Here is a 16,922-nt window from a genome sequence, read left to right as displayed (position 1 = left end):
CGGACGGCTCAAACGCGCGAGGGCACGCGCGTGATGTAAGCGCGCGAGATCAGTTCTTCGACTGGTCAACCAGCTTGTTCTTCGCGATCCACGGCATCATCGCACGCAGCTTCGCGCCCACTGTCTCGATTGGGTGCTCGGCCGTCAGGCGCCGCCGCGATTGCAGCGTCGGCGCGCCGGCGCGGTTCTCGAGGATGAAGCTTTTCGCGTACTCGCCGGTCTGGATGTCACGCAACACATCCTTCATCACCTTCTTCGTCTCGTCGGTGATCACGCGCGGGCCGGTCACATATTCACCGTATTCGGCGTTGTTCGAGATCGAGTAGTTCATGTTCGCAATACCGCCTTCATAGATCAGGTCGACGATCAGCTTCAACTCGTGCAGACATTCGAAGTACGCCATTTCGGGCGCGTAGCCTGCTTCAACCAGCGTCTCGAAGCCAGCCTTGATCAGCTCGACCGTGCCGCCGCACAGCACGGCCTGCTCGCCAAATAAGTCGGTCTCGGTTTCCTCACGGAAGTTCGTCTCGATGATGCCCGCACGGCCACCGCCGTTGGCCACCGCGTACGACAGCGCGATGTCGCGCGCCGCGCCCGACTTGTCCTGCGCGACCGCAACTAGGTGCGGCACGCCGCCACCCTGCGTGTAGGTTCCGCGCACCGTATGGCCCGGCGCCTTCGGTGCGATCATGATCACGTCGAGGTCGGCACGCGGCACCACTTGGCCATAGTGCACGTTGAAGCCATGCGCGAACGCGAGCGCCGCGCCTTGCTTGATGTGCTCATGCACGTCGCGCTTGTAGACGTCGGCGATCTGCTCGTCCGGCAGCAGGATCATCACGATGTCGGCACCCTTCACCGCTTCGGCCACTTCCTTCACGGTCAAGCCAGCGGTCTCGGCCTTCGCCCACGACGCGCCGCCGCGACGCAGTCCCACCGTCACGTTTACGCCGCTGTCGCGCAAGTTCAGCGCGTGCGCATGGCCTTGCGAGCCGTAGCCGATGATCGTGACTTGCTTGTCCTTGATCAATGAGAGATCGGCGTCCTTATCGTAATAAACTTTCATGTGATTTCCTTCGCGTATTGTCGCTTCAATTCAGAGTCCATTGCTCCCGGCACCACGCCGCTTGCCGCGGCACCAGGATAGGTCAGCAGGTCAGACCTTCAAGATCCGCTCGCCGCGGCCGATGCCCGAACCGCCAGTGCGTACCGTCTCCAGGACCGCCGTGGCATCGATCCCCTCGATGAACGCGTCAAGCTTATCGCTCGCCCCGGTCAACTCGATCGTGTAGGTCTTCTCAGTAACGTCGATGATGCGGCCGCGGAAGATATCCGACATCCGCTTCATCTCCTCCCTTTCCTTGCCGACCGCCCGCACCTTAATCAACATCAACTCGCGCTCGATGTGGGCGCCCTCGGTCAGGTCGACCACCTTCACCACCTCGATCAGGCGGTTCAAATGCTTCGTGATCTGTTCAATCACGTCGTTCGAGCCAATCGTCACAATCGTCATGCGCGACAGCGAACGGTCCTCGGTCGGCGCAACGGTCAAGGTTTCAATGTTGTAGCCACGCGCCGAGAACAGGCCGACCACGCGCGATAACGCACCGGGTTCATTCTCCAGCAGCACGGAAATAATGTGTCGCATCTCGTTTCTCTTTCCAGTTTCGATGTCCCTGTACCCGGCGGCGCCCGCGGCACGCTGCGCGCTGCACGTCGCGCATGTCGGCGCGTGCCGCACCGACTGCGCGCACCGACACGCGCTTCGTCAGAGGTCTTCTGCGCCAAGCAGCATCTCGGTGATGCCCTTGCCGGCCTGAACCATCGGCCAAACGTTCTCGGTCGGGTCAGTCTGAAAATCAAGAAACACGGTACGATCCTTGAGCCGCAACGCCTCCGTCAACGCCGGCTCGACGTCCGCCCTGCGCTCGATGCGCAGGCCGACATGGCCATACGCTTGGGCAAGCTTCACGAAGTCCGGTAGCGCGTCCATGTACGAATGCGAATAGCGCTTGTTGTACTCGAGCTGCTGCCACTGCCGAACCATGCCCAGGTAGCGGTTGTTCAGCGACACGATCTTGATCGGCGTCTCATATTGCTTGCACGTGGACAGCTCTTGGATGCACATCTGGATCGAGCCCTCGCCGGTGATGCACACCACGTCGGCGTCCGGATGCGCCATCTTCACGCCCATCGCGGCCGGCAGACCGAAGCCCATCGTCCCGAGCCCTCCGGAATTGATCCAGCGGCGCGGCTTGTCGAAGCGGTAAAACTGCGCCGCCCACATCTGGTGTTGACCCACGTCCGAGCACACGAACGCATTGCCGCCGGTCAGTTCGTAAAGCTTTTCGACGACGTACTGCGGCTTGATGATCTCGCTGTCGCGGTCGTACTTCAAGCAATCGCGGGCACGCCACTGCTCGATCTGCTGCCACCACGCGTCCAACGCAGCGCCGTCCGGGCCGTGCGGCGCGGCTTGCAACTGCTCGATTAATTCCTTGAGCACTTCCTTTACGTCGCCCACGATCGGGATGTCAACCTTCACTCGCTTGGAGATCGACGAGGGGTCGATATCGATATGGATGATCTTGCGCGGCGCACTCGCGAAATGCGCGGGATCACCAATTACGCGGTCGTCGAAGCGGGCACCGATCGCGATCAGCACGTCGCAGTGCTGCATCGCCATGTTAGCCTCGTACGTGCCGTGCATGCCGAGCATGCCAAGGAACTTGCGATCCGTCGCGCGATAGCCGCCCAGGCCCATCAGCGTGTTGGTGACCGGGTAGCCAAGCAGGTCCGCGAACTGGTTCAACTCGCGCGAGGCCTCGGCCAGGATGATCCCCCCGCCGGTATAGATGTACGGACGCTTCGCGGACAGCAGCAATGCGACGGCCTTGCGGATTTGACCGGAATGGCCCTTCGTGACCGGGTTGTACGAGCGCAACGCAATGTGCTTGATCGGCTCATAGTGGCACGGCGCCTTCGACACATCCTTCGGGATGTCAATCAGCACCGGCCCGGGGCGACCGCTCTGGGCAATGTAGAACGCCTTCTTGACCGTCGCGGCGAGTTCGCGCACGTCCTTCACGAGAAAGTTGTGCTTCACGCACGGCCGCGTAATCCCGACCGTGTCACATTCCTGAAACGCGTCCTGGCCGATCGCCGCCGTCGGCACCTGGCCGCTGATGACCACTAGCGGAATCGAGTCCATGTATGCGGTGGCGATGCCGGTCACCGCATTCGTCACACCCGGCCCGGAGGTCACCAGACACACGCCGACGTTGCCAGTAGCGCGCGCGTAGGCGTCCGCGGCGTGTACCGCGGCTTGCTCGTGGCGCACCAGCACGTGCTGAAACTTGTCCTGCTTGTACAGTTCGTCGTAGATGTAGAGTACCGAGCCACCCGGATATCCCCAGATGAATTCGACATTTTCGTCAGCGAGCGCGCGCATCAGCACAGTTGCGCCGATCGAACCGGCTTCGGTTCCAGCAAGGGGGGAGAGATCCGACGTGGGGCATTCCGCGCTTGGCATATTCATCGTTCACCTTTCAAATTTTCGGCAAAAAATTGATCGGGGGCTCTCTGCCGGGCTTGTGGCTCGGGTTCAAGCGGCGCGTCTTAAAGAGAAAGCGAGCTTCGTGAGCATCGCCTCAATGAGACAATCACAGTGTATTGCGAATCTATAAACATATCGGGTCGCATAACAAGGGTCAAGCAAAAGATGTCAGCTTCCCACAAGGCCCTGTTTTTTTGCTAGCATCCGCGGGTTTTTACGTTTTTGTTGTGTTGGTGCGCCCCGAGGGCGCGGGCTAGCCGGCAACTCACTTCCCGCGCGTCGCCTGTCGCGCCGAATTCCACACGGATGGCATCAGACAAGGAACTCGCCGATTTCCTGGCGGGCGTCGAAAGACGCGCATTCAAGTATGTCGCGTATGCAGTGCGCGATGACGATGCCGCGCTGGACGTCGTCCAGGACGCCATGATCAAGCTCGCCGAGAAATACGGCGAGCGGCCTGCGGCCGAGTTGCCGCTGCTGTTCCAGCGCATCCTGCAAAACGCGACCAACGATTACTTTCGCCGCCAGAAGGTGCGCAATACGTGGGTCAGCCTGTTTTCGTCGCTGGGCAACGGCGATGACGACGAGTTCGACCTGCTGGAAACCTACGAAGCCTCGGACAATGCGACCGTGGCCGAGAACAGCGCCGAGCGGCTCGAGCGGGAGCAGGTGCTCGCGCTGATTGACGAGGCAATCCAAAAACTGCCCGCCCGTCAACGCGAAGCGTTTTTAATGCGTTATTGGGAAGATATGGATGTCGCCGAAACCGCCGCCGCAATGGGCTGCTCGGAGGGCAGCGTCAAGACCCATTGCTCGCGGGCCACCCACGCGCTGGCTGCCGCGTTGAAGGCGAAAGGAATCACACTATGAGCTTTGCACCGGAAACAAAAGAAATCGAATTTGCACTGAAAGTGCGCCGCGCGCTCGACGAGCGCGCGGCGCGCCTGCCGCGCGCGACAACTGACCGGCTAGCGGCCGCGCGACAGGTCGCGCTGGCGAGAAAGAAACCCGATACCCGCACGCGTCCGGTGTACGTACCAGCGCTAGCCGGCGCCGGCAACGTGCCGACGAACGCCGGCGGCGCGCACAAGCGCGCCCGCTGGAGCCGTTTGACCCTGTTCTGGCCACTACTGGCACTGGTGTGCGGGCTCGCCGCGATCCGCTACTGGGAAAACCAGCAGCACCTGGCCGACATCGCCGCCATCGACGCAGCCATGCTCAGCGACGCGTTGCCGCTGTCCGCCTACGTGGACCACGGCTTTCACGCGTACCTGTCGCGCGGGCACTGACACGCCAACCAGGAGCAATGTCGAGTGAGCAACAAGCGCGGTTTGGCTGTGGTTTATGCGGGCGTGATTGCTGCGCTTGTCGCATTCGTGGCAACCTATCCGCGCTTTCACTCGGCGTCGTCGTCCCGCGCGTCGCCGTCTGACGCCGCGCCAGCACCGGTGGTCGGCAGCGGCGTGGCAGCAGTGACAGGCCACGCCGCTGCTGACCTGACAGCCCATGCGATCCGCCCCCTGTCCTGGGCCTGCCTTACCGCAGTGCAGCGCGACGCGCTGGCGCCGCTGGCCCCCCAATGGGATCATTTCAGCGACGCGCGCAAGCGCAAATGGCTGAAAATCGCAGCCAGATATCCAAAAATGCGTGCAGAAGAGCAGCAGCGACTGCATCAACGCATGGCCGACTGGATCCGCATGACGCCGGAGCAGCGGCGCGTTGCGCGTGAGAACTACCAGTTGTCCAAGGAACTCTCCGTACAAGCACGCGAGAAGGCGTGGAGCGCCTATCAGCAATTGCCCGACGAATGGAAGCGCAAGCTAGCGGCCGCCGAGAAAGCACGGCGCCCGACCGTAGTCAGCGCGCCGCCGAGTGGTAAGCGTGAAATCAAGGACCTGGGCAAACTTGAGCGCTCGCGCGAACGCGCCGATGCCGCCGCGGCCGCGCCCCGTGCCGACGCCTCGGCCAGTGCGGCAACGGGCGGCCCGGGCACGCTATCCGGCATTACTCCACCACCGTCAGCGTCGGCCGCTGCGCCGGCATCGCTTCCGGCCGCCGACTCACCAATCGAGCCGAAAAAACCGGTGCAGTCGGTGCCGTGGTTCTTCAACGATCACGCGCAGTGAATACACCGCGTGAACACCCGCCTCATAGCCGTGCCCCATCCCTGTGGCACCGCCTGCTGTGCGCGGTCTATGAAGGCGTGATCCTGTTTGGCGTCGTCTTCATTGCCGGCTACCTATTCAGCACGCTGACCCAGCAGCGCAATGGATTGACGTATCACAACCTGTTGGCCGGCTGGATCGCCCTCGTCGTCGGCGCATATTTCGTCTGGTTCTGGACCCATGGCGGCCAGACATTACCAATGAAAACTTGGCGACTGCGGCTCGTCGATCATGCGCTCGCACCGCTCGGGATGGGGCGCGCGATGCTGCGCTACGTGCTTGCCTGGCTATGGTTTCTGCCGCCGCTGGCGCTCCATTCGATGCTCGGTGGATCGGTTTCGCACACGCTGCTCGCGCTGTTCGCGTGGATGGCGCTATGGGCCAGCACGCAATGGCTGGATCCGAATCGGCAATGGTTGCATGACCGACTGGCCGGCACCCGCATTGTCGCTGCCCCGTAATCAGAGCGAAGCGCGTCTTGTGACTGTCGCGCCAGTTTCACGCCGGCGCAGACGGCAGTCCCTTACCTGAGTTCCGGCCCGCCGGCACGCCCGACGGCCCCTTCGTGCCCCTGGCCGCATCGAACGCGCCACCTGTGCCGACGCCGATGACGGCTCCGGCGCATATCGCGACCGCTTGCTGTTGCGCGAGTTTGAACGCTCCCGGCCTGGCGGGCCGTTGCCGGGCGCCGCCGAAGCGGACCAATCATGGCGCGCCGACCCGCCGCTCGCAGCGCTCACACTGCTGCATAGCTCCACTGAATCGATTACATAGGTCTGCTAAGCCTATCAATCTGTCTGATATAACAAAGCCCACGCCTCAGTGCGAAAACGGCAGTTTATAATTCGGCGATCTCGCCCGTGCGAGCCCACCTGCCGGAGTTTCCGGCGCACAGAGCCGACGCCATGGAATCGAAACCGCCCCGTCGCACCCGCGACCGAATCCTCGAACTGTCGTTGCGACTCTTCAATGAGATCGGCGAGCCGAACGTCACGACGACGACGATCGCCGAGGAAATGGAAATCAGCCCGGGAAACCTGTACTACCATTTCCGCAACAAAGACGACATCATCAACAGCATCTTCGCTCAGTTCGAGCAAGCGATCAGCAAGCGACTACGCTTTCCCGATGACCATCGTCCGACCATCGACGAGATGTGGGCCTATCTGGCCTACATGGCGGATTTTCTGTGGACGTACCGGTTCCTCTATCGGGACCTCAATGATTTGCTGGCGCGCAACCGCACATTGGAGACGCACTTCAAGCAGATCATCACGCACAAAGTCAATTTCGCGCGCCAATTGTGCGAGCAATTGATCGTTGACGGCGAGATGGAGGCGACGCCCCAGGAGATCAGCGTAATCTCGACCAACATTGGCGTGATCTCGACCTATTGGCTGTCGTACCAGTTCGTGATGAACCCGCGCAAGTACAACGACCAGGAGGCGATCCGGGCCGAATTGCACCAGGCGAGCCTGCACATTGTATCGCTGATGGCCCCTTATCTGCGCGGGCGTTCGCGCCAATTGTTCGACGACCTGGTATCCGGCCGATTGCCGATGCGCGAATTCACCGACTACCTGCCACCGCGCGACGGCAAGGGCGAGGCGCAGTCCGATACGGACAAGGCCGAGACGCCACGCCCGAAGGGAGCGCGATGATAAGTTCGGTATGCGTATACTGTGGCTCCGCTATCGGCCGTCGGGACGAATACCGGCAGGCAGCGCAGGCGTTCGGTCGCGCGCTCGCGCAAGCTGGCCTCACACTGGTCTATGGCGGAGGCCACGTCGGCTTGATGGGCGAGATCGCGGATGCCGTGCTGCAAGCGCAAGGCCATGTGATCGGCGTGATCCCGCAGCTGTTGATCGACAAGGAAGTCGGTCATCGCGGCTTGTCCGAGTTGCACGTTGTCGCGAACATGCACGAGCGCAAGAAAATGATGGCTGACCGGAGCGACGCGTTTGTCGCACTACCCGGCGGCGCCGGCACGTTCGAGGAATTGTTCGAGGTCTACACGTGGGCGCAACTCGGCTATCATCAAAAGCCGATCGGTCTCCTCAACGTCGCCGGCTATTACGATCCGCTGCTGTCCATGCTGCACCACACCGCCCATGAGGGCTTCATGCGGCCCGACTACGTCGGGCTGCTCCAGGTGGAGTCAGACGCCGCCGCGTTGCTCGACAGGCTGCAACGCTACGTACCGCCGGTCGGCGACAAGTGGTCGGAGAAGCGCGAAGCGGTCTAGTCGCATCGTGGCGCCGTCGTTACCGCTGGCGAGCATGGATATCGAGCGGCTGCGGCGGATGGTCGAAGCCAACGCGCTCGGCGCCTATCTCTGCGCGCGCGAAGCGGCCCATCGCATAGGGACGGGTCGTGGCAAACCATACTGGGGAAGATCGCGGTACCGGCCGGGGTGAGGCCGAGCGAGTGGGCGTGTGACACGCCAAAGCCGGGCGGAAACCCGACGACACGTCGCCAGGAGCGAGCGCGCATCGATCAACCACGAGGGCCGCGGCCGCGCGGCATGCGCGCCAGCAACGGCGCGAACTGACGGCGCATCGGCACCATGTCCGTCGCCATACCGCGAAAGCCCAGCTGCACGCCGTGCCACAACGGCGGCAACGCATACGCAGCAAGCGCCAAAAACACCAGCATGCACAGCAGGAACAGCCCCGGCGTGAACAACGCGAGCAACAGCCCGACGATGGCGATTGTGTCCTCCACAAACGACACGACCCAGGTCGATGGCGGCTGCTGCGCGAGATTGATTAACGCGCGGGCGCCAGCCTTGACCAGATGCGCGGTGCCGGCGATCACCGCGCCGGCCAACGCCGCCGCCGCCAAGACGCGCGGATCGGCAGGGTCGGCTGCGCCATAGGCGAGCATCGCGCCGGCCGGGATGCGAATCAGCGTGTGCAGTGCGTCCCATAGCGAGTCGACCGCGGGCACCTTGTCGGCCAGGAATTCGGCGATCGCAAACAGCGCTGCGGCGCCGATGATCCACGGCGAACCCAGTAGCGACAACGCATCGGGAAGACGCACGACGTCGAACGACGCGAGCAGGCCGGTCAACAGAACCGTCAGGTACAAGCGCAGCCCGCTTGCCCACGCAAGCCCGGTTGCCAGAGAAAGGGCGTAGAGCATTCCCGCCTCCTTGCGCGCCCCCCCGCACACACCGGCAAAGACCAGTGCAGCGCGCGCCGCAAGCGTCAGTGTTGGATAAACCCGAAACCATTATAGCGACAGTTGCCGCACGCGCGCCGGCTCGCTCAATGGCCGGAGGTAAGCTTCAAGCCAATCAGCCCGGCCAGGATCAGTACTGCACTGCCCGCCCGGGCTGGCGTCAGCGCCTCACCCATCATCACGATGCCGAAAATGAACGCGCCCAGCGCGCCGATGCCGGTCCACACCGCATACGCGGTGCCCAGCGGCAACTGTTTCATCGCCAATGCCAGCAAACCAAAGCTAGCCAGCGCCGTCACCAATGTGAAGATCGACCAGCCAGGCCGGGAAAAGCCATCCGAGCTTTTCATGCCGGCGGCCCATGCAACTTCGAGCAGGCCCGCGATCACCAAAAATATCCACGCCATCGGCTACCACCTGGATGAAATGGGGGTCGTCCCCGATATGAACCGCTGCACGCGGGCCGTCCGCCCAGCAGGTTGCGTCGATTCTATCAAACTGCCGTGCGCACTGCCGAGTGTGGCCGTGCTGCCACACAGCCCCGCATCAGGCAAGGCCGCTACTGCACGCCGGCGAGCCGGTATCCGACACCCGTTTCGGTCATGATGTGCTCGGGCTGCGCAGGATCGCGCTCCAGCTTCTGTCGCAGATGCCCCATATAGATGCGCAAGTAATGATGTTGCTCCACATGTGACGGCCCCCAAACATCGCGCAGCAGCTGGCGGTGCGTCAGCACGCGGCCGGCATGGCGCACCAACGTGATCAGCAGCCGGTATTCGATCGGCGTCAAATGCACCACCTCGCCATCCCGGGTCACGCGGCGTACGCTCAAGTCCACGACGATGCCGCCGAACTGGACTTGCGGCGTGTCGTCCTGGCCGCCGCGATGGCGCCGGCGCAGCTGCGCGCGAATCCGCGCCAGCAGCTCCGATACGCCGAACGGCTTGGTCAGGTAGTCATCCGCCCCCGCATCCAACGCGGCCACTTTCTGCTCTTCCTGGCTGCGCGCGGATAACACGATGATCGGCAGATCGGTCCATCCGCGCAATTCGCGGATCACGTCCAGGCCATCGGTATCGGGCAGGCCGAGGTCCACGATCACCAGGTCCGCCCGACGCGTGGCGGCCTCGACCAGCCCCTGCCGGCCCGTGTCCGCGTCGAATACCGTCATGCCCTGCGCTTGCAGCGAGGTGCCCACGAAACGGCGGATTTGCTTTTCGTCCTCGATCAGGACAATCGTCACGTTCGGCTCACTCATGATTTCGGTATGATCTCGTCAACCGCATGTCACTGCGCACCGCGTCGCCATCCTGTTCTTCCTGCGCCTCATCCAGCCCTTCGCCGCCGCCCGGCGGTACCTCATCGGCCGGCAACATGAACCAGAAGCGTGCCCCCAGCACGCGGCCTTGCGCATCGACGCGGTTTTCCGCGCCGATTCGACCGCCGTGAGCGTCGACGATGGCCCGGCAGATCGCTAACCCGAGGCCGATGCCGGGCTTGGCCGACTCCTTTTCGCCGCGCGTAAACTTGTCGAACACACGCGCTTCCATGCCCGGCGGCAAGCCGGGGCCTCTATCCTCGATCGCCACTTTGACATAGCGGCGCGCGCCGTCCTCGATCACACCCGCATCAATCGACAGTGGTGCGCCGGCCGGCGTGTACTTTGCCGCATTCTCGAACAGGTTGGCGAACAAATGCTCCATCAGCACCGGATCGAGCCGCAGCAGCGGCAGCTCGGCCGGCACGCGCGTGTGCACCGGATGGGCGGCCAGGCTCCGGCGACACGCGGCGAGGGCGGCGCCCACCATTTCCTCAAGCATCAACCACTGGCGATTGAGCCGGACCGCGCCGGCCTGCAGCCGGGCCATGTCCAGCAAGTTGGTCACCAAGCGCGTCATGCGCAACGCTTCCTCGTGGATCGCCTCAATCAGGTCACGCTCAGCCTGCGACCGAGGCGGCGCACCACCGCTCTGCTGCTCGGCGAGCATCGACGCAAAGCCGACGATGGCCGTCAGCGGCGTGCGCAAGTCGTGCGAAATGGCCGATAGCAGCGAGTTACGCAACCGCTCGGACTCCATGCTGACCAGCGCGTCCTGCGCGATCTCAACGTAGTGCACGCGCTCCAGCGCGAGTGCGATCTGCGCAGCGAACGTATCGATCATGCGACGCTGCTCGGGCACGGCCAAGTCTTCAAAGCGCGACGCCACCAGTGCCAGCACGCCGCGCGTGCGCATCGGCGCTTTCAGCGGCAGGTAGAACGCATCAGCGGCCGGCAACGTATCAGTGCCATTCCCGGCCGGCTTTTGCTGGTCGTAGACCCATTGCGCGATATCGGTATCGAGTGCCGGCGGCTGCAACATGATCGCCGGATCTGGCTCCTCGACCTTCTGCCTGACTTTGTCATTGCTGTCCGGCAACAAGATCGCCACGCGCGCCTGGAACACTTCCGCGACATGCCGCATGCCGATCTCGATGATCTGGCCGGTGGCAAGCGCCGCACCCAGCTCACGCGTCATCGCGTACATCGCGCTGGTGCGCCGCTCGCGCAGCGTCGCAATACGTGCCTGCCGGCGCAGGCTCGACGTCAGATGGCTGATCGTCAGCGACGTGAGCAGCATCACGGCAAACGTCAATAAGTATTGCGTGTCGGACACTGACAACGATATACGCGGCGGCACGAAGAAAAAGTCGAACGACGCGACGCTGAGAAACGACATCAGCACGCCCGGACCCCGCCCCAGCCTCGCGGCAGCAAAGATCACACCGAGCAGGTACAGCATGGCCAGGTTCGCCAGATCGATCCGGTGCAACAACTCGGTCGCCACCACCGTGATGCCGGCACTGATCGCCGCCGCATAGGCGTAGTCACGCAGCTTCGAGCGGCGCTCGTCACCCAGCGCCGACGCGAAGCTGCGCCCATCGCCGCGTGCGCCACGCCGCTCGTGCGCGCGGCCGGCGCCCACGAGCGTCACGTCGATGTCGGACGCCGATTGCAGCAACCGCTCGCCGACCGACGGGGCAAGCCAGCGTCGCGTGCGCGGCACACCGGCGACGAGCCTAGATACGTTGCGCATCCTCGCATAAGCCAGCAGCGTACGGGCCGCGTCGGGCCCATCTAACGTCACTGTTTCGGCGCCTAGCTCGGCGGCCAGCTTCAACGCATCAAGGGTGCGCTTTCGGACGATGTCCGGCAGCCGTTGCAACGTCGGCGTCTCGACATAGACTGCCAGCCAATCCGCCTTCAAGCTCGCCGCGAGCCGCGCGGCCGCGCGCACCAGCGTCGCGCTCTCCGAGCCCGGGCCGACGCACGCGATGATCCGCTCACGCGCGTGCCAAACGCGCTCGATCGACTGATCCGCGCGATACTCGCGCATCTGCGCATCCACCCGATCCGCGGTGCGTCGCAACGCCAGCTCCCGCAACGCGATCAAATTGCCCTTGCGAAAGAAATGGCGTACCGCGTGCTCGGCCTGCTGTGGCAAATAGACCTTGCCGTCGCGCAAGCGCGCGAGCAGTTCGTCCGCGGGCAGATCCACCAGCGTGACCTCGTCGGCCAGATCGAATATCCGGTCCGGGACCGTTTCCCATACGCGAATGCCAGTGATCTGGCCCACTACATCATTCAGGCTTTCGAGATGTTGGACGTTGAGCGTCGTGTACACGTCGATCCCGACATCCAGCAATTCCTGCACATCCTGCCAACGCTTCAAGTGGCGTGCGCCGGGCACATTAGAATGCGCAAGCTCATCGACCAAGATCAACTGCGGCCTGCGTGCTAGCGCCGCGTTCAGATCAAATTCCGGCAGCACCTTGCCGCGATACGGATGACGGGCAGCGGGAATCGACGGCAATCCATCGAGCAGCGCCAAGGTTTCCCTGCGTCCATGGGTTTCCGCCACGCCGACCACGACGTCAACGCCTTCGTCGCGGCATCGCCGTGCCGCCTGCAGCATCGCGAACGTCTTACCCACGCCCGCCGACGCGCCAAAAAAAATTTTCAGCTTGCCGCGCTGTTTTTTTTCCTCCTCGCGTTGCAGCTTATCGAGCAATTCGTCAGGGTCGGGGCGTTCCATTCACGTATTGACAACAGTCCAAAGGCAGGCCGCGCCTGCATGCGGGCTCCAGTATGCCCGAGCCTGAGCACCGTAGACGCTCTTTCACGCGAAGCCGACCCGGCACAAGCGTGGCTGCATGACGCGCGCGTGTGCCCCAAACGCATCGATAAAAAATAGGCGGCGCCAAAATCATGTCAGTGTGCGCGCACAATATGGCTAGTATGCTCGCTTCATCCGTCAAGTCCCGTCTGCTTATCGACGGCGACCGATACACGCGGCGGCCGTTGCGGTTGAATCAAGGCTCACCGTTCATAGATGGCCCCCGCCAGCCCATCACGAGTGGCCGGTACTAGGAGAGATAAATGGACATCGATGTAAACGTTCCGGTCGCGGCCCTCGAAGCCGCTTTATCCGTGACACGAGAGGAACGACAGCATCAACCGATGCCCGAACCCGGGCCAGCGTCGCTGGCTCATACACACCTGCAGCCCCGCGCGGGTGCAGCAGTCACGCGAGCAGCCGCCTATTGCGACTTGCCCGACGAGCTAATCGTCCAAATCGGCCGCTATTTAGACACCCGCGATCTTTGCCGCCTGTCGATGGTCGAACGACGTACCCATGCCGTACTGCGCGAGCAGCTTCTATCCAAGCGCCATGCCCATCATGCCAAAACCGTAGTCGATGCCGCTGGGGTACAGGCGCTACTGGCGCAGATCGAGCATGACATCGTCGAGCAGCCTGGGCTGCGCATTACCCCGATCTTGACGCTGTTGGCGCAACTACTGCGCAACCGCTTTCCCGAGCACGAGCAAGCAGCAGCCTTCGAATCGGTATTCACCGCTGCCGCGAAACTGTCTGCCGGGAGTTATGCGGTCAGTAGGACAATGGTTAACACGTTGAAATACCTGTATCCAAGTGTTCGCGCCAACGCGTACGAATTTTGTTACGCGCAGGTGCGGCAGCGCCATCCGATACCGTCGCGCTATGGATCCGCCCTCGCATCGCAATTGCACGTGCTGCCGCGTGAACGGTTCATCCAGCGATACGATGAACTCGTTGCATGGATCCCGCAGCTTGACACGACCGAGCGGGCGGCGCTGATCAGTACGCTCGCGGTTCAATTGCCGGCATTCGTGTACGGATTCAATGTACGCGACGCAGCGACGCTGCATCAAGCCACGCAATGGTACCGTACGCTGCGGCAAGCGCTGTTAAGCCTTCCACCGTCCGACCAGGGCAAGGCAACGGCGGCACTGTGTGTCGCACTGCCGGCGTTGGGCCGTCAGACAAGTATCGCGGAATATGGCCAGATTCGACAGATCGCGATGTCGCTGCCGCAACCGGCGATGGCCGAAGCGTGGCTCGGGCTGCTCCGGGCATTGCCGATGTTCCCGCCGGAACTGCAGCCGGCACAGTTGTATTCCCTGTACGCGATGATCGAGCACTGGCCGTCGCAGTACCCGACTTATGCCGCACAAACGTTGCTAGAAACCGTTCCGGCGTTGCACGTCGACACGCGAGCGGCGGCCTGGCACAAGGCAGTCATGCTGCTACCGCCCAACGCGAGCGGATTAACCTCGGATGCCATCCAGCATGCGCTCGACCAGATCGCGTTCCTGCGTGCCGATGAACGCAGCGCAGCACACGCCGCAATCGCACGCATCATTGACGCCAGCAACCACGCCGAGATGGCGCTAGGGCAGCAAGATCGATGAGCCGGTCGTGCGCCAACCCTCCCAATCCCGATGTGCATTGGCCGCGTCGCGCAACGCGTATCGCAGGTGGCTCCCAACCCGCACCCACTCGCGCTGCACGACGTCGAACAACTCGCCCGAGATCTGGAGCAGGTCTGCGCGTTTCGCGCTGTGCGTAAACAGCGACGGACGTGTGAAGTACAAGAGCCGTGATTCGTCAGATCGGCCACGTTGATCGGCGTCAGCGGACCGGTCGCGTTGCCGAAGCTGACGAACAGGCCGAACGGCGCAAGGCACGCCCCGGCCCGCTGTGATCGCCTTGACCCGCTGCGCGAATCGATTCAGATTCAAACCGGCACGTCCAGTCGCTGCGCGAGCCGCTCAAGGATCATCCGCGCCGTGGACATGTTCGTCGCGCACGGCACGTTATGCACGTCGCATACACGCACCAGCGCGTTGATATCCGGCTCGTGCGGCTGCGGTGTCATCGGATCGCGCAGGAAAATCACGATGTCGATGCGACCTTCGGCCAGCTCCGCGCCGATCTGCAGGTCGCCCCCGTGCGGGCCCGACAGCTTGCGCTGCACCGGCAGGCCATGCCGGTGCGCGATACGTGAGCCGGTCGTGCCCGTTGCCACGAGCGCGCAGCGGCTGAGCACGCGCACATATTCGCCACACAGCGTGACGATGTCGTCTTTCTTGTGATCGTGCGCGATCAACGCGATACGGGTGAGCATGGGCGCTGTCCTCCTCCTGTGGATGCTTCGAGTGGGATCGGCTAGGCACACGCGTCAGAACGTGCCAGGGTACGCGCCGCCGTCGATTAGCAGGTTTTGGCCGGTGATATACGACGCATGCGCGCTGCATAGGAAGGCGCAGGCCGCGCCGAACTCCGTGCTGTCGCCGAAGCGGCCGGCCGGCACCGCCTTCTCCCGCTGGCGCCAAAATGCAGCTGGGTCGATGCCCTGCGCAGCGGCCTGCGCGTTTAGCGTATGCAGCAGGCGGTCTGTCGCGAACTGGCCCGGCAGCAAATTATTGATCGTCACGTTGTGCCGCGCCACCTTGCGGGCCACGCCGGCTACGAAGCCGGTCAACCCGGCGCGTGCGCCGTTGGACAAGCCCAGCACGTCGATTGGCGCCTTGACCGACGAACTGGTGATATTGATAATGCGCCCAAAGCCGCGCGCAATCATGCCGTCAACCGTCGCCTTAATCAGCTCGATCGGGGTGAGCATGTTGGCTTCGAGCGCACGAAGCCAGTCTTCATGCGTGAAATCGCGAAAGTCGCCGGGCGGCGGGCCGCCTGCGTTGTTGACCAGGATGTCCGGCTGCGGGCATGCGGCGAGCGAGGCGGCCCGGCCCGCCTCGGTGGTGATGTCGCAGGCGATTGCGCTCACGCGCACACCCGTGCTCGCGCGAATCGCCTGCGCGGTGGCTTGCAGCACGTCGGCCGTGCGCGCCACGATCACCAGGTCTACCCCCTCGGCGGCCAGCGCTTGTGCGCAGCCGCGCCCCAACCCCTTGCTAGCCGCGCAAACCAGCGCGGTGCGTCCGGCGATGCCCAAATCCATCGATCGCTCCTCACCTGATGGCGGCCCGTTTACTGCCCCCGTACGGCAATGCCGTCGGATGGCACGGCCACGCGCGGCCGCGCCCCGCGTTCGCCGACCCAGCGCCAATTGTATTGGAATCGGCTGCCTCACGTTAACGCACACTGCCACATTGACGATCACATTGGGCTTGCGCCTATATTTGGGTAAACTGAATTAGCTTGACGCTTTGCCGTGCCCGCACCACACCACCCGCCCGCCCGCCGCCATGAGACAGAACAGCCGATTCCAAACCTTTTCGTCCTCGATCACCCGTGATCCAGCACAAGCCTCGCACATGCGCGACGAGATACCTCCACGCGCACCTTCCGCGAGTTGCTGCGGAAATCACGCTGCTGAGGGCTATGAGATTACCCGCTATCTGCCGCTGACCACGCGCCGCATCGCCACGCCGTGGTCGAAATCGACGCACGGTGATCGCCGGACGCAAGTTGGCGATCGTGCCGGTGCTGCGCGCCGGCGTGGCATGTCCGACGGCTGCTAGAGTTAATTCCATCGGCACGCGTTGGCCATATCGGCGTGTACCGAGCAGACGACCATCGTCCGGTCGAATACCTGGTGCGGCTGCCGGACCTGCAGGAGCGTACGTTCATTTCTGTGCGACCCGATGGTGGCGACCGGCTACTCGGCGGCGCACGCGGTCGATGTGCTGAAGCGCC

17 protein-coding genes and 2 pseudogenes are annotated in these 16,922 nt (G+C 63.3%); 9 read left to right on the top strand and 10 right to left on the bottom strand.

The features are described from left to right. Positions 1 to 49 precede the first annotated feature (49 nt). The 3 genes from ilvC to IHE30_RS04130 form a co-directional block, all read right to left on the bottom strand. Positions 50 to 1,066, bottom strand: a complete 1,017-nt coding sequence (gene ilvC, locus IHE30_RS04140; RefSeq protein WP_337689054.1) for a ketol-acid reductoisomerase — start codon at positions 1,064 to 1,066, stop codon at positions 50 to 52. A 90-nt stretch (positions 1,067 to 1,156) separates the two neighbouring features. After that, on the bottom strand, positions 1,157 to 1,648 hold the full coding sequence (gene ilvN / locus IHE30_RS04135) for an acetolactate synthase small subunit (protein WP_337689053.1): 492 nt from the start codon (positions 1,646 to 1,648) through the stop codon (positions 1,157 to 1,159). 120 nt (positions 1,649 to 1,768) lie between these two features. Continuing rightward, the gene (locus IHE30_RS04130) at positions 1,769 to 3,538 is read right to left on the bottom strand and encodes an acetolactate synthase 3 catalytic subunit (RefSeq protein WP_337689051.1); all 1,770 of its coding nucleotides are present in this window, start codon (positions 3,536 to 3,538) and stop codon (positions 1,769 to 1,771) included. Positions 3,539 to 3,862: 324 nt separating this feature from the next. Between IHE30_RS04130 and IHE30_RS04125 the strand changes: the two genes are divergently transcribed. The 7 genes and pseudogenes from IHE30_RS04125 to IHE30_RS04095 form a co-directional block, all read left to right on the top strand. After that, the gene (locus IHE30_RS04125; RefSeq protein ID WP_337689049.1) at positions 3,863 to 4,426 is read left to right on the top strand and encodes an RNA polymerase sigma factor; all 564 of its coding nucleotides are present in this window, start codon (positions 3,863 to 3,865) and stop codon (positions 4,424 to 4,426) included. Beyond that, entirely contained in the window at positions 4,423 to 4,845 is a 423-nt protein-coding gene (locus tag IHE30_RS04120) for a DUF3619 family protein (RefSeq protein ID WP_337689047.1), read from the top strand. The genes IHE30_RS04125 and IHE30_RS04120 overlap by 4 nt, the downstream gene beginning before the upstream one ends. 24 nt (positions 4,846 to 4,869) lie before the next feature. Continuing rightward, on the top strand, positions 4,870 to 5,682 hold the full coding sequence (locus tag IHE30_RS04115) for a DUF3106 domain-containing protein (RefSeq protein WP_337689046.1): 813 nt from the start codon (positions 4,870 to 4,872) through the stop codon (positions 5,680 to 5,682). Beyond that, a complete protein-coding gene (locus tag IHE30_RS04110; RefSeq protein ID WP_337689044.1) occupies positions 5,679 to 6,182 on the top strand; it encodes an RDD family protein in 504 nt (167 codons plus the stop codon). The genes IHE30_RS04115 and IHE30_RS04110 overlap by 4 nt, the downstream gene beginning before the upstream one ends. A 444-nt stretch (positions 6,183 to 6,626) precedes the next feature. Then, positions 6,627 to 7,382: a TetR/AcrR family transcriptional regulator gene (locus IHE30_RS04105; RefSeq protein ID WP_337689043.1), complete on the top strand. Its 756-nt coding sequence runs from the start codon at positions 6,627 to 6,629 to the stop codon at positions 7,380 to 7,382. After that, entirely contained in the window at positions 7,382 to 7,966 is a 585-nt protein-coding gene (locus IHE30_RS04100) for a TIGR00730 family Rossman fold protein (RefSeq protein WP_337689392.1), read from the top strand. Before IHE30_RS04105 ends, IHE30_RS04100 begins: the two co-directional genes overlap by 1 nt. Positions 7,967 to 7,970: 4 nt before the next feature. Further along, positions 7,971 to 8,099 (top strand): annotated as a pseudogene (locus tag IHE30_RS04095) (NAD(P)-dependent oxidoreductase); the annotation flags it as partial. A 118-nt stretch (positions 8,100 to 8,217) separates the two neighbouring features. Here IHE30_RS04095 and IHE30_RS04090 read toward each other — a convergent pair. The 4 genes from IHE30_RS04090 to IHE30_RS04075 form a co-directional block, all read right to left on the bottom strand. Continuing rightward, positions 8,218 to 8,865: a DUF4126 domain-containing protein gene (locus IHE30_RS04090; RefSeq protein WP_337689041.1), complete on the bottom strand. Its 648-nt coding sequence runs from the start codon at positions 8,863 to 8,865 to the stop codon at positions 8,218 to 8,220. A 125-nt stretch (positions 8,866 to 8,990) separates the two neighbouring features. Beyond that, complete coding sequence (locus tag IHE30_RS04085; RefSeq protein ID WP_337689039.1) at positions 8,991 to 9,311, bottom strand: DMT family transporter; 321 nt, start codon at positions 9,309 to 9,311, stop codon at positions 8,991 to 8,993. 152 nt (positions 9,312 to 9,463) lie between these two features. Beyond that, positions 9,464 to 10,162 (bottom strand): two-component system response regulator KdpE, encoded by a 699-nt coding sequence (gene kdpE, locus IHE30_RS04080; RefSeq protein ID WP_337689038.1) that lies wholly within the window; start codon positions 10,160 to 10,162, stop codon positions 9,464 to 9,466. Further along, a complete protein-coding gene (locus IHE30_RS04075; protein ID WP_337689037.1) occupies positions 10,155 to 12,977 on the bottom strand; it encodes a DUF4118 domain-containing protein in 2,823 nt (940 codons plus the stop codon). Before IHE30_RS04075 ends, kdpE begins: the two co-directional genes overlap by 8 nt. A gap of 344 nt (positions 12,978 to 13,321) precedes the next feature. Here IHE30_RS04075 and IHE30_RS04070 point away from each other — a divergent pair, with 344 nt between their 5' ends. Next, the gene (locus IHE30_RS04070) at positions 13,322 to 14,674 is read left to right on the top strand and encodes an F-box-like domain-containing protein (protein WP_337689036.1); all 1,353 of its coding nucleotides are present in this window, start codon (positions 13,322 to 13,324) and stop codon (positions 14,672 to 14,674) included. Here IHE30_RS04070 and IHE30_RS04065 read toward each other — a convergent pair. The 3 genes from IHE30_RS04065 to IHE30_RS04055 all read right to left on the bottom strand — a co-directional run bounded on the left by IHE30_RS04065 (position 14,654) and on the right by IHE30_RS04055 (position 16,224). Continuing rightward, positions 14,654 to 14,857, bottom strand: a complete 204-nt coding sequence (locus IHE30_RS04065; RefSeq protein WP_337689034.1) for a hypothetical protein — start codon at positions 14,855 to 14,857, stop codon at positions 14,654 to 14,656. The genes IHE30_RS04070 and IHE30_RS04065 overlap by 21 nt on opposite strands. A 143-nt stretch (positions 14,858 to 15,000) precedes the next feature. Continuing rightward, positions 15,001 to 15,390: a methylglyoxal synthase gene (locus IHE30_RS04060; protein ID WP_337689033.1), complete on the bottom strand. Its 390-nt coding sequence runs from the start codon at positions 15,388 to 15,390 to the stop codon at positions 15,001 to 15,003. A gap of 54 nt (positions 15,391 to 15,444) precedes the next feature. Continuing rightward, positions 15,445 to 16,224: an SDR family oxidoreductase gene (locus IHE30_RS04055; protein ID WP_337689031.1), complete on the bottom strand. Its 780-nt coding sequence runs from the start codon at positions 16,222 to 16,224 to the stop codon at positions 15,445 to 15,447. 247 nt (positions 16,225 to 16,471) lie between these two features. Between IHE30_RS04055 and upp the strand changes: the two are divergent. Next, positions 16,472 to 16,922 (top strand): annotated as a pseudogene (upp, locus tag IHE30_RS04050) (uracil phosphoribosyltransferase); the annotation flags it as partial.

This window comes from Mycetohabitans sp. B46, from assembly GCF_037389205.1.
Classification (GTDB): Bacteria; Pseudomonadota; Gammaproteobacteria; order Burkholderiales; family Burkholderiaceae; genus Mycetohabitans.
The sequence above is the reverse complement of the archived record's forward strand: the minus strand, read 5'-3'. Positions and strand labels throughout refer to the sequence as shown.

What these genes read in the sequence shown, in the direction of transcription:
- ilvC (WP_337689054.1), bottom strand. Translation starts at nt 1,066, where the DNA reads ATGAAAGTTTATTACGATAAGGACGCCGATCTCTCATTGATCAAGGAC.
- ilvN (WP_337689053.1), bottom strand. Translation starts at nt 1,648, where the DNA reads ATGCGACACATTATTTCCGTGCTGCTGGAGAATGAACCCGGTGCGTTA.
- IHE30_RS04130 (WP_337689051.1), bottom strand. Translation starts at nt 3,538, where the DNA reads ATGAATATGCCAAGCGCGGAATGCCCCACGTCGGATCTCTCCCCCCTT.
- IHE30_RS04125 (WP_337689049.1), top strand. Translation starts at nt 3,863, where the DNA reads ATGGCATCAGACAAGGAACTCGCCGATTTCCTGGCGGGCGTCGAAAGA.
- IHE30_RS04120 (WP_337689047.1), top strand. Translation starts at nt 4,423, where the DNA reads ATGAGCTTTGCACCGGAAACAAAAGAAATCGAATTTGCACTGAAAGTG.
- IHE30_RS04105 (WP_337689043.1), top strand. Translation starts at nt 6,627, where the DNA reads ATGGAATCGAAACCGCCCCGTCGCACCCGCGACCGAATCCTCGAACTG.
- IHE30_RS04090 (WP_337689041.1), bottom strand. Translation starts at nt 8,865, where the DNA reads ATGCTCTACGCCCTTTCTCTGGCAACCGGGCTTGCGTGGGCAAGCGGG.
- IHE30_RS04085 (WP_337689039.1), bottom strand. Translation starts at nt 9,311, where the DNA reads ATGGCGTGGATATTTTTGGTGATCGCGGGCCTGCTCGAAGTTGCATGG.
- kdpE (WP_337689038.1), bottom strand. Translation starts at nt 10,162, where the DNA reads ATGAGTGAGCCGAACGTGACGATTGTCCTGATCGAGGACGAAAAGCAA.
- IHE30_RS04075 (WP_337689037.1), bottom strand. Translation starts at nt 12,977, where the DNA reads ATGGAACGCCCCGACCCTGACGAATTGCTCGATAAGCTGCAACGCGAG.
- IHE30_RS04070 (WP_337689036.1), top strand. Translation starts at nt 13,322, where the DNA reads ATGGACATCGATGTAAACGTTCCGGTCGCGGCCCTCGAAGCCGCTTTA.
- IHE30_RS04060 (WP_337689033.1), bottom strand. Translation starts at nt 15,390, where the DNA reads ATGCTCACCCGTATCGCGTTGATCGCGCACGATCACAAGAAAGACGAC.
- IHE30_RS04055 (WP_337689031.1), bottom strand. Translation starts at nt 16,224, where the DNA reads ATGGATTTGGGCATCGCCGGACGCACCGCGCTGGTTTGCGCGGCTAGC.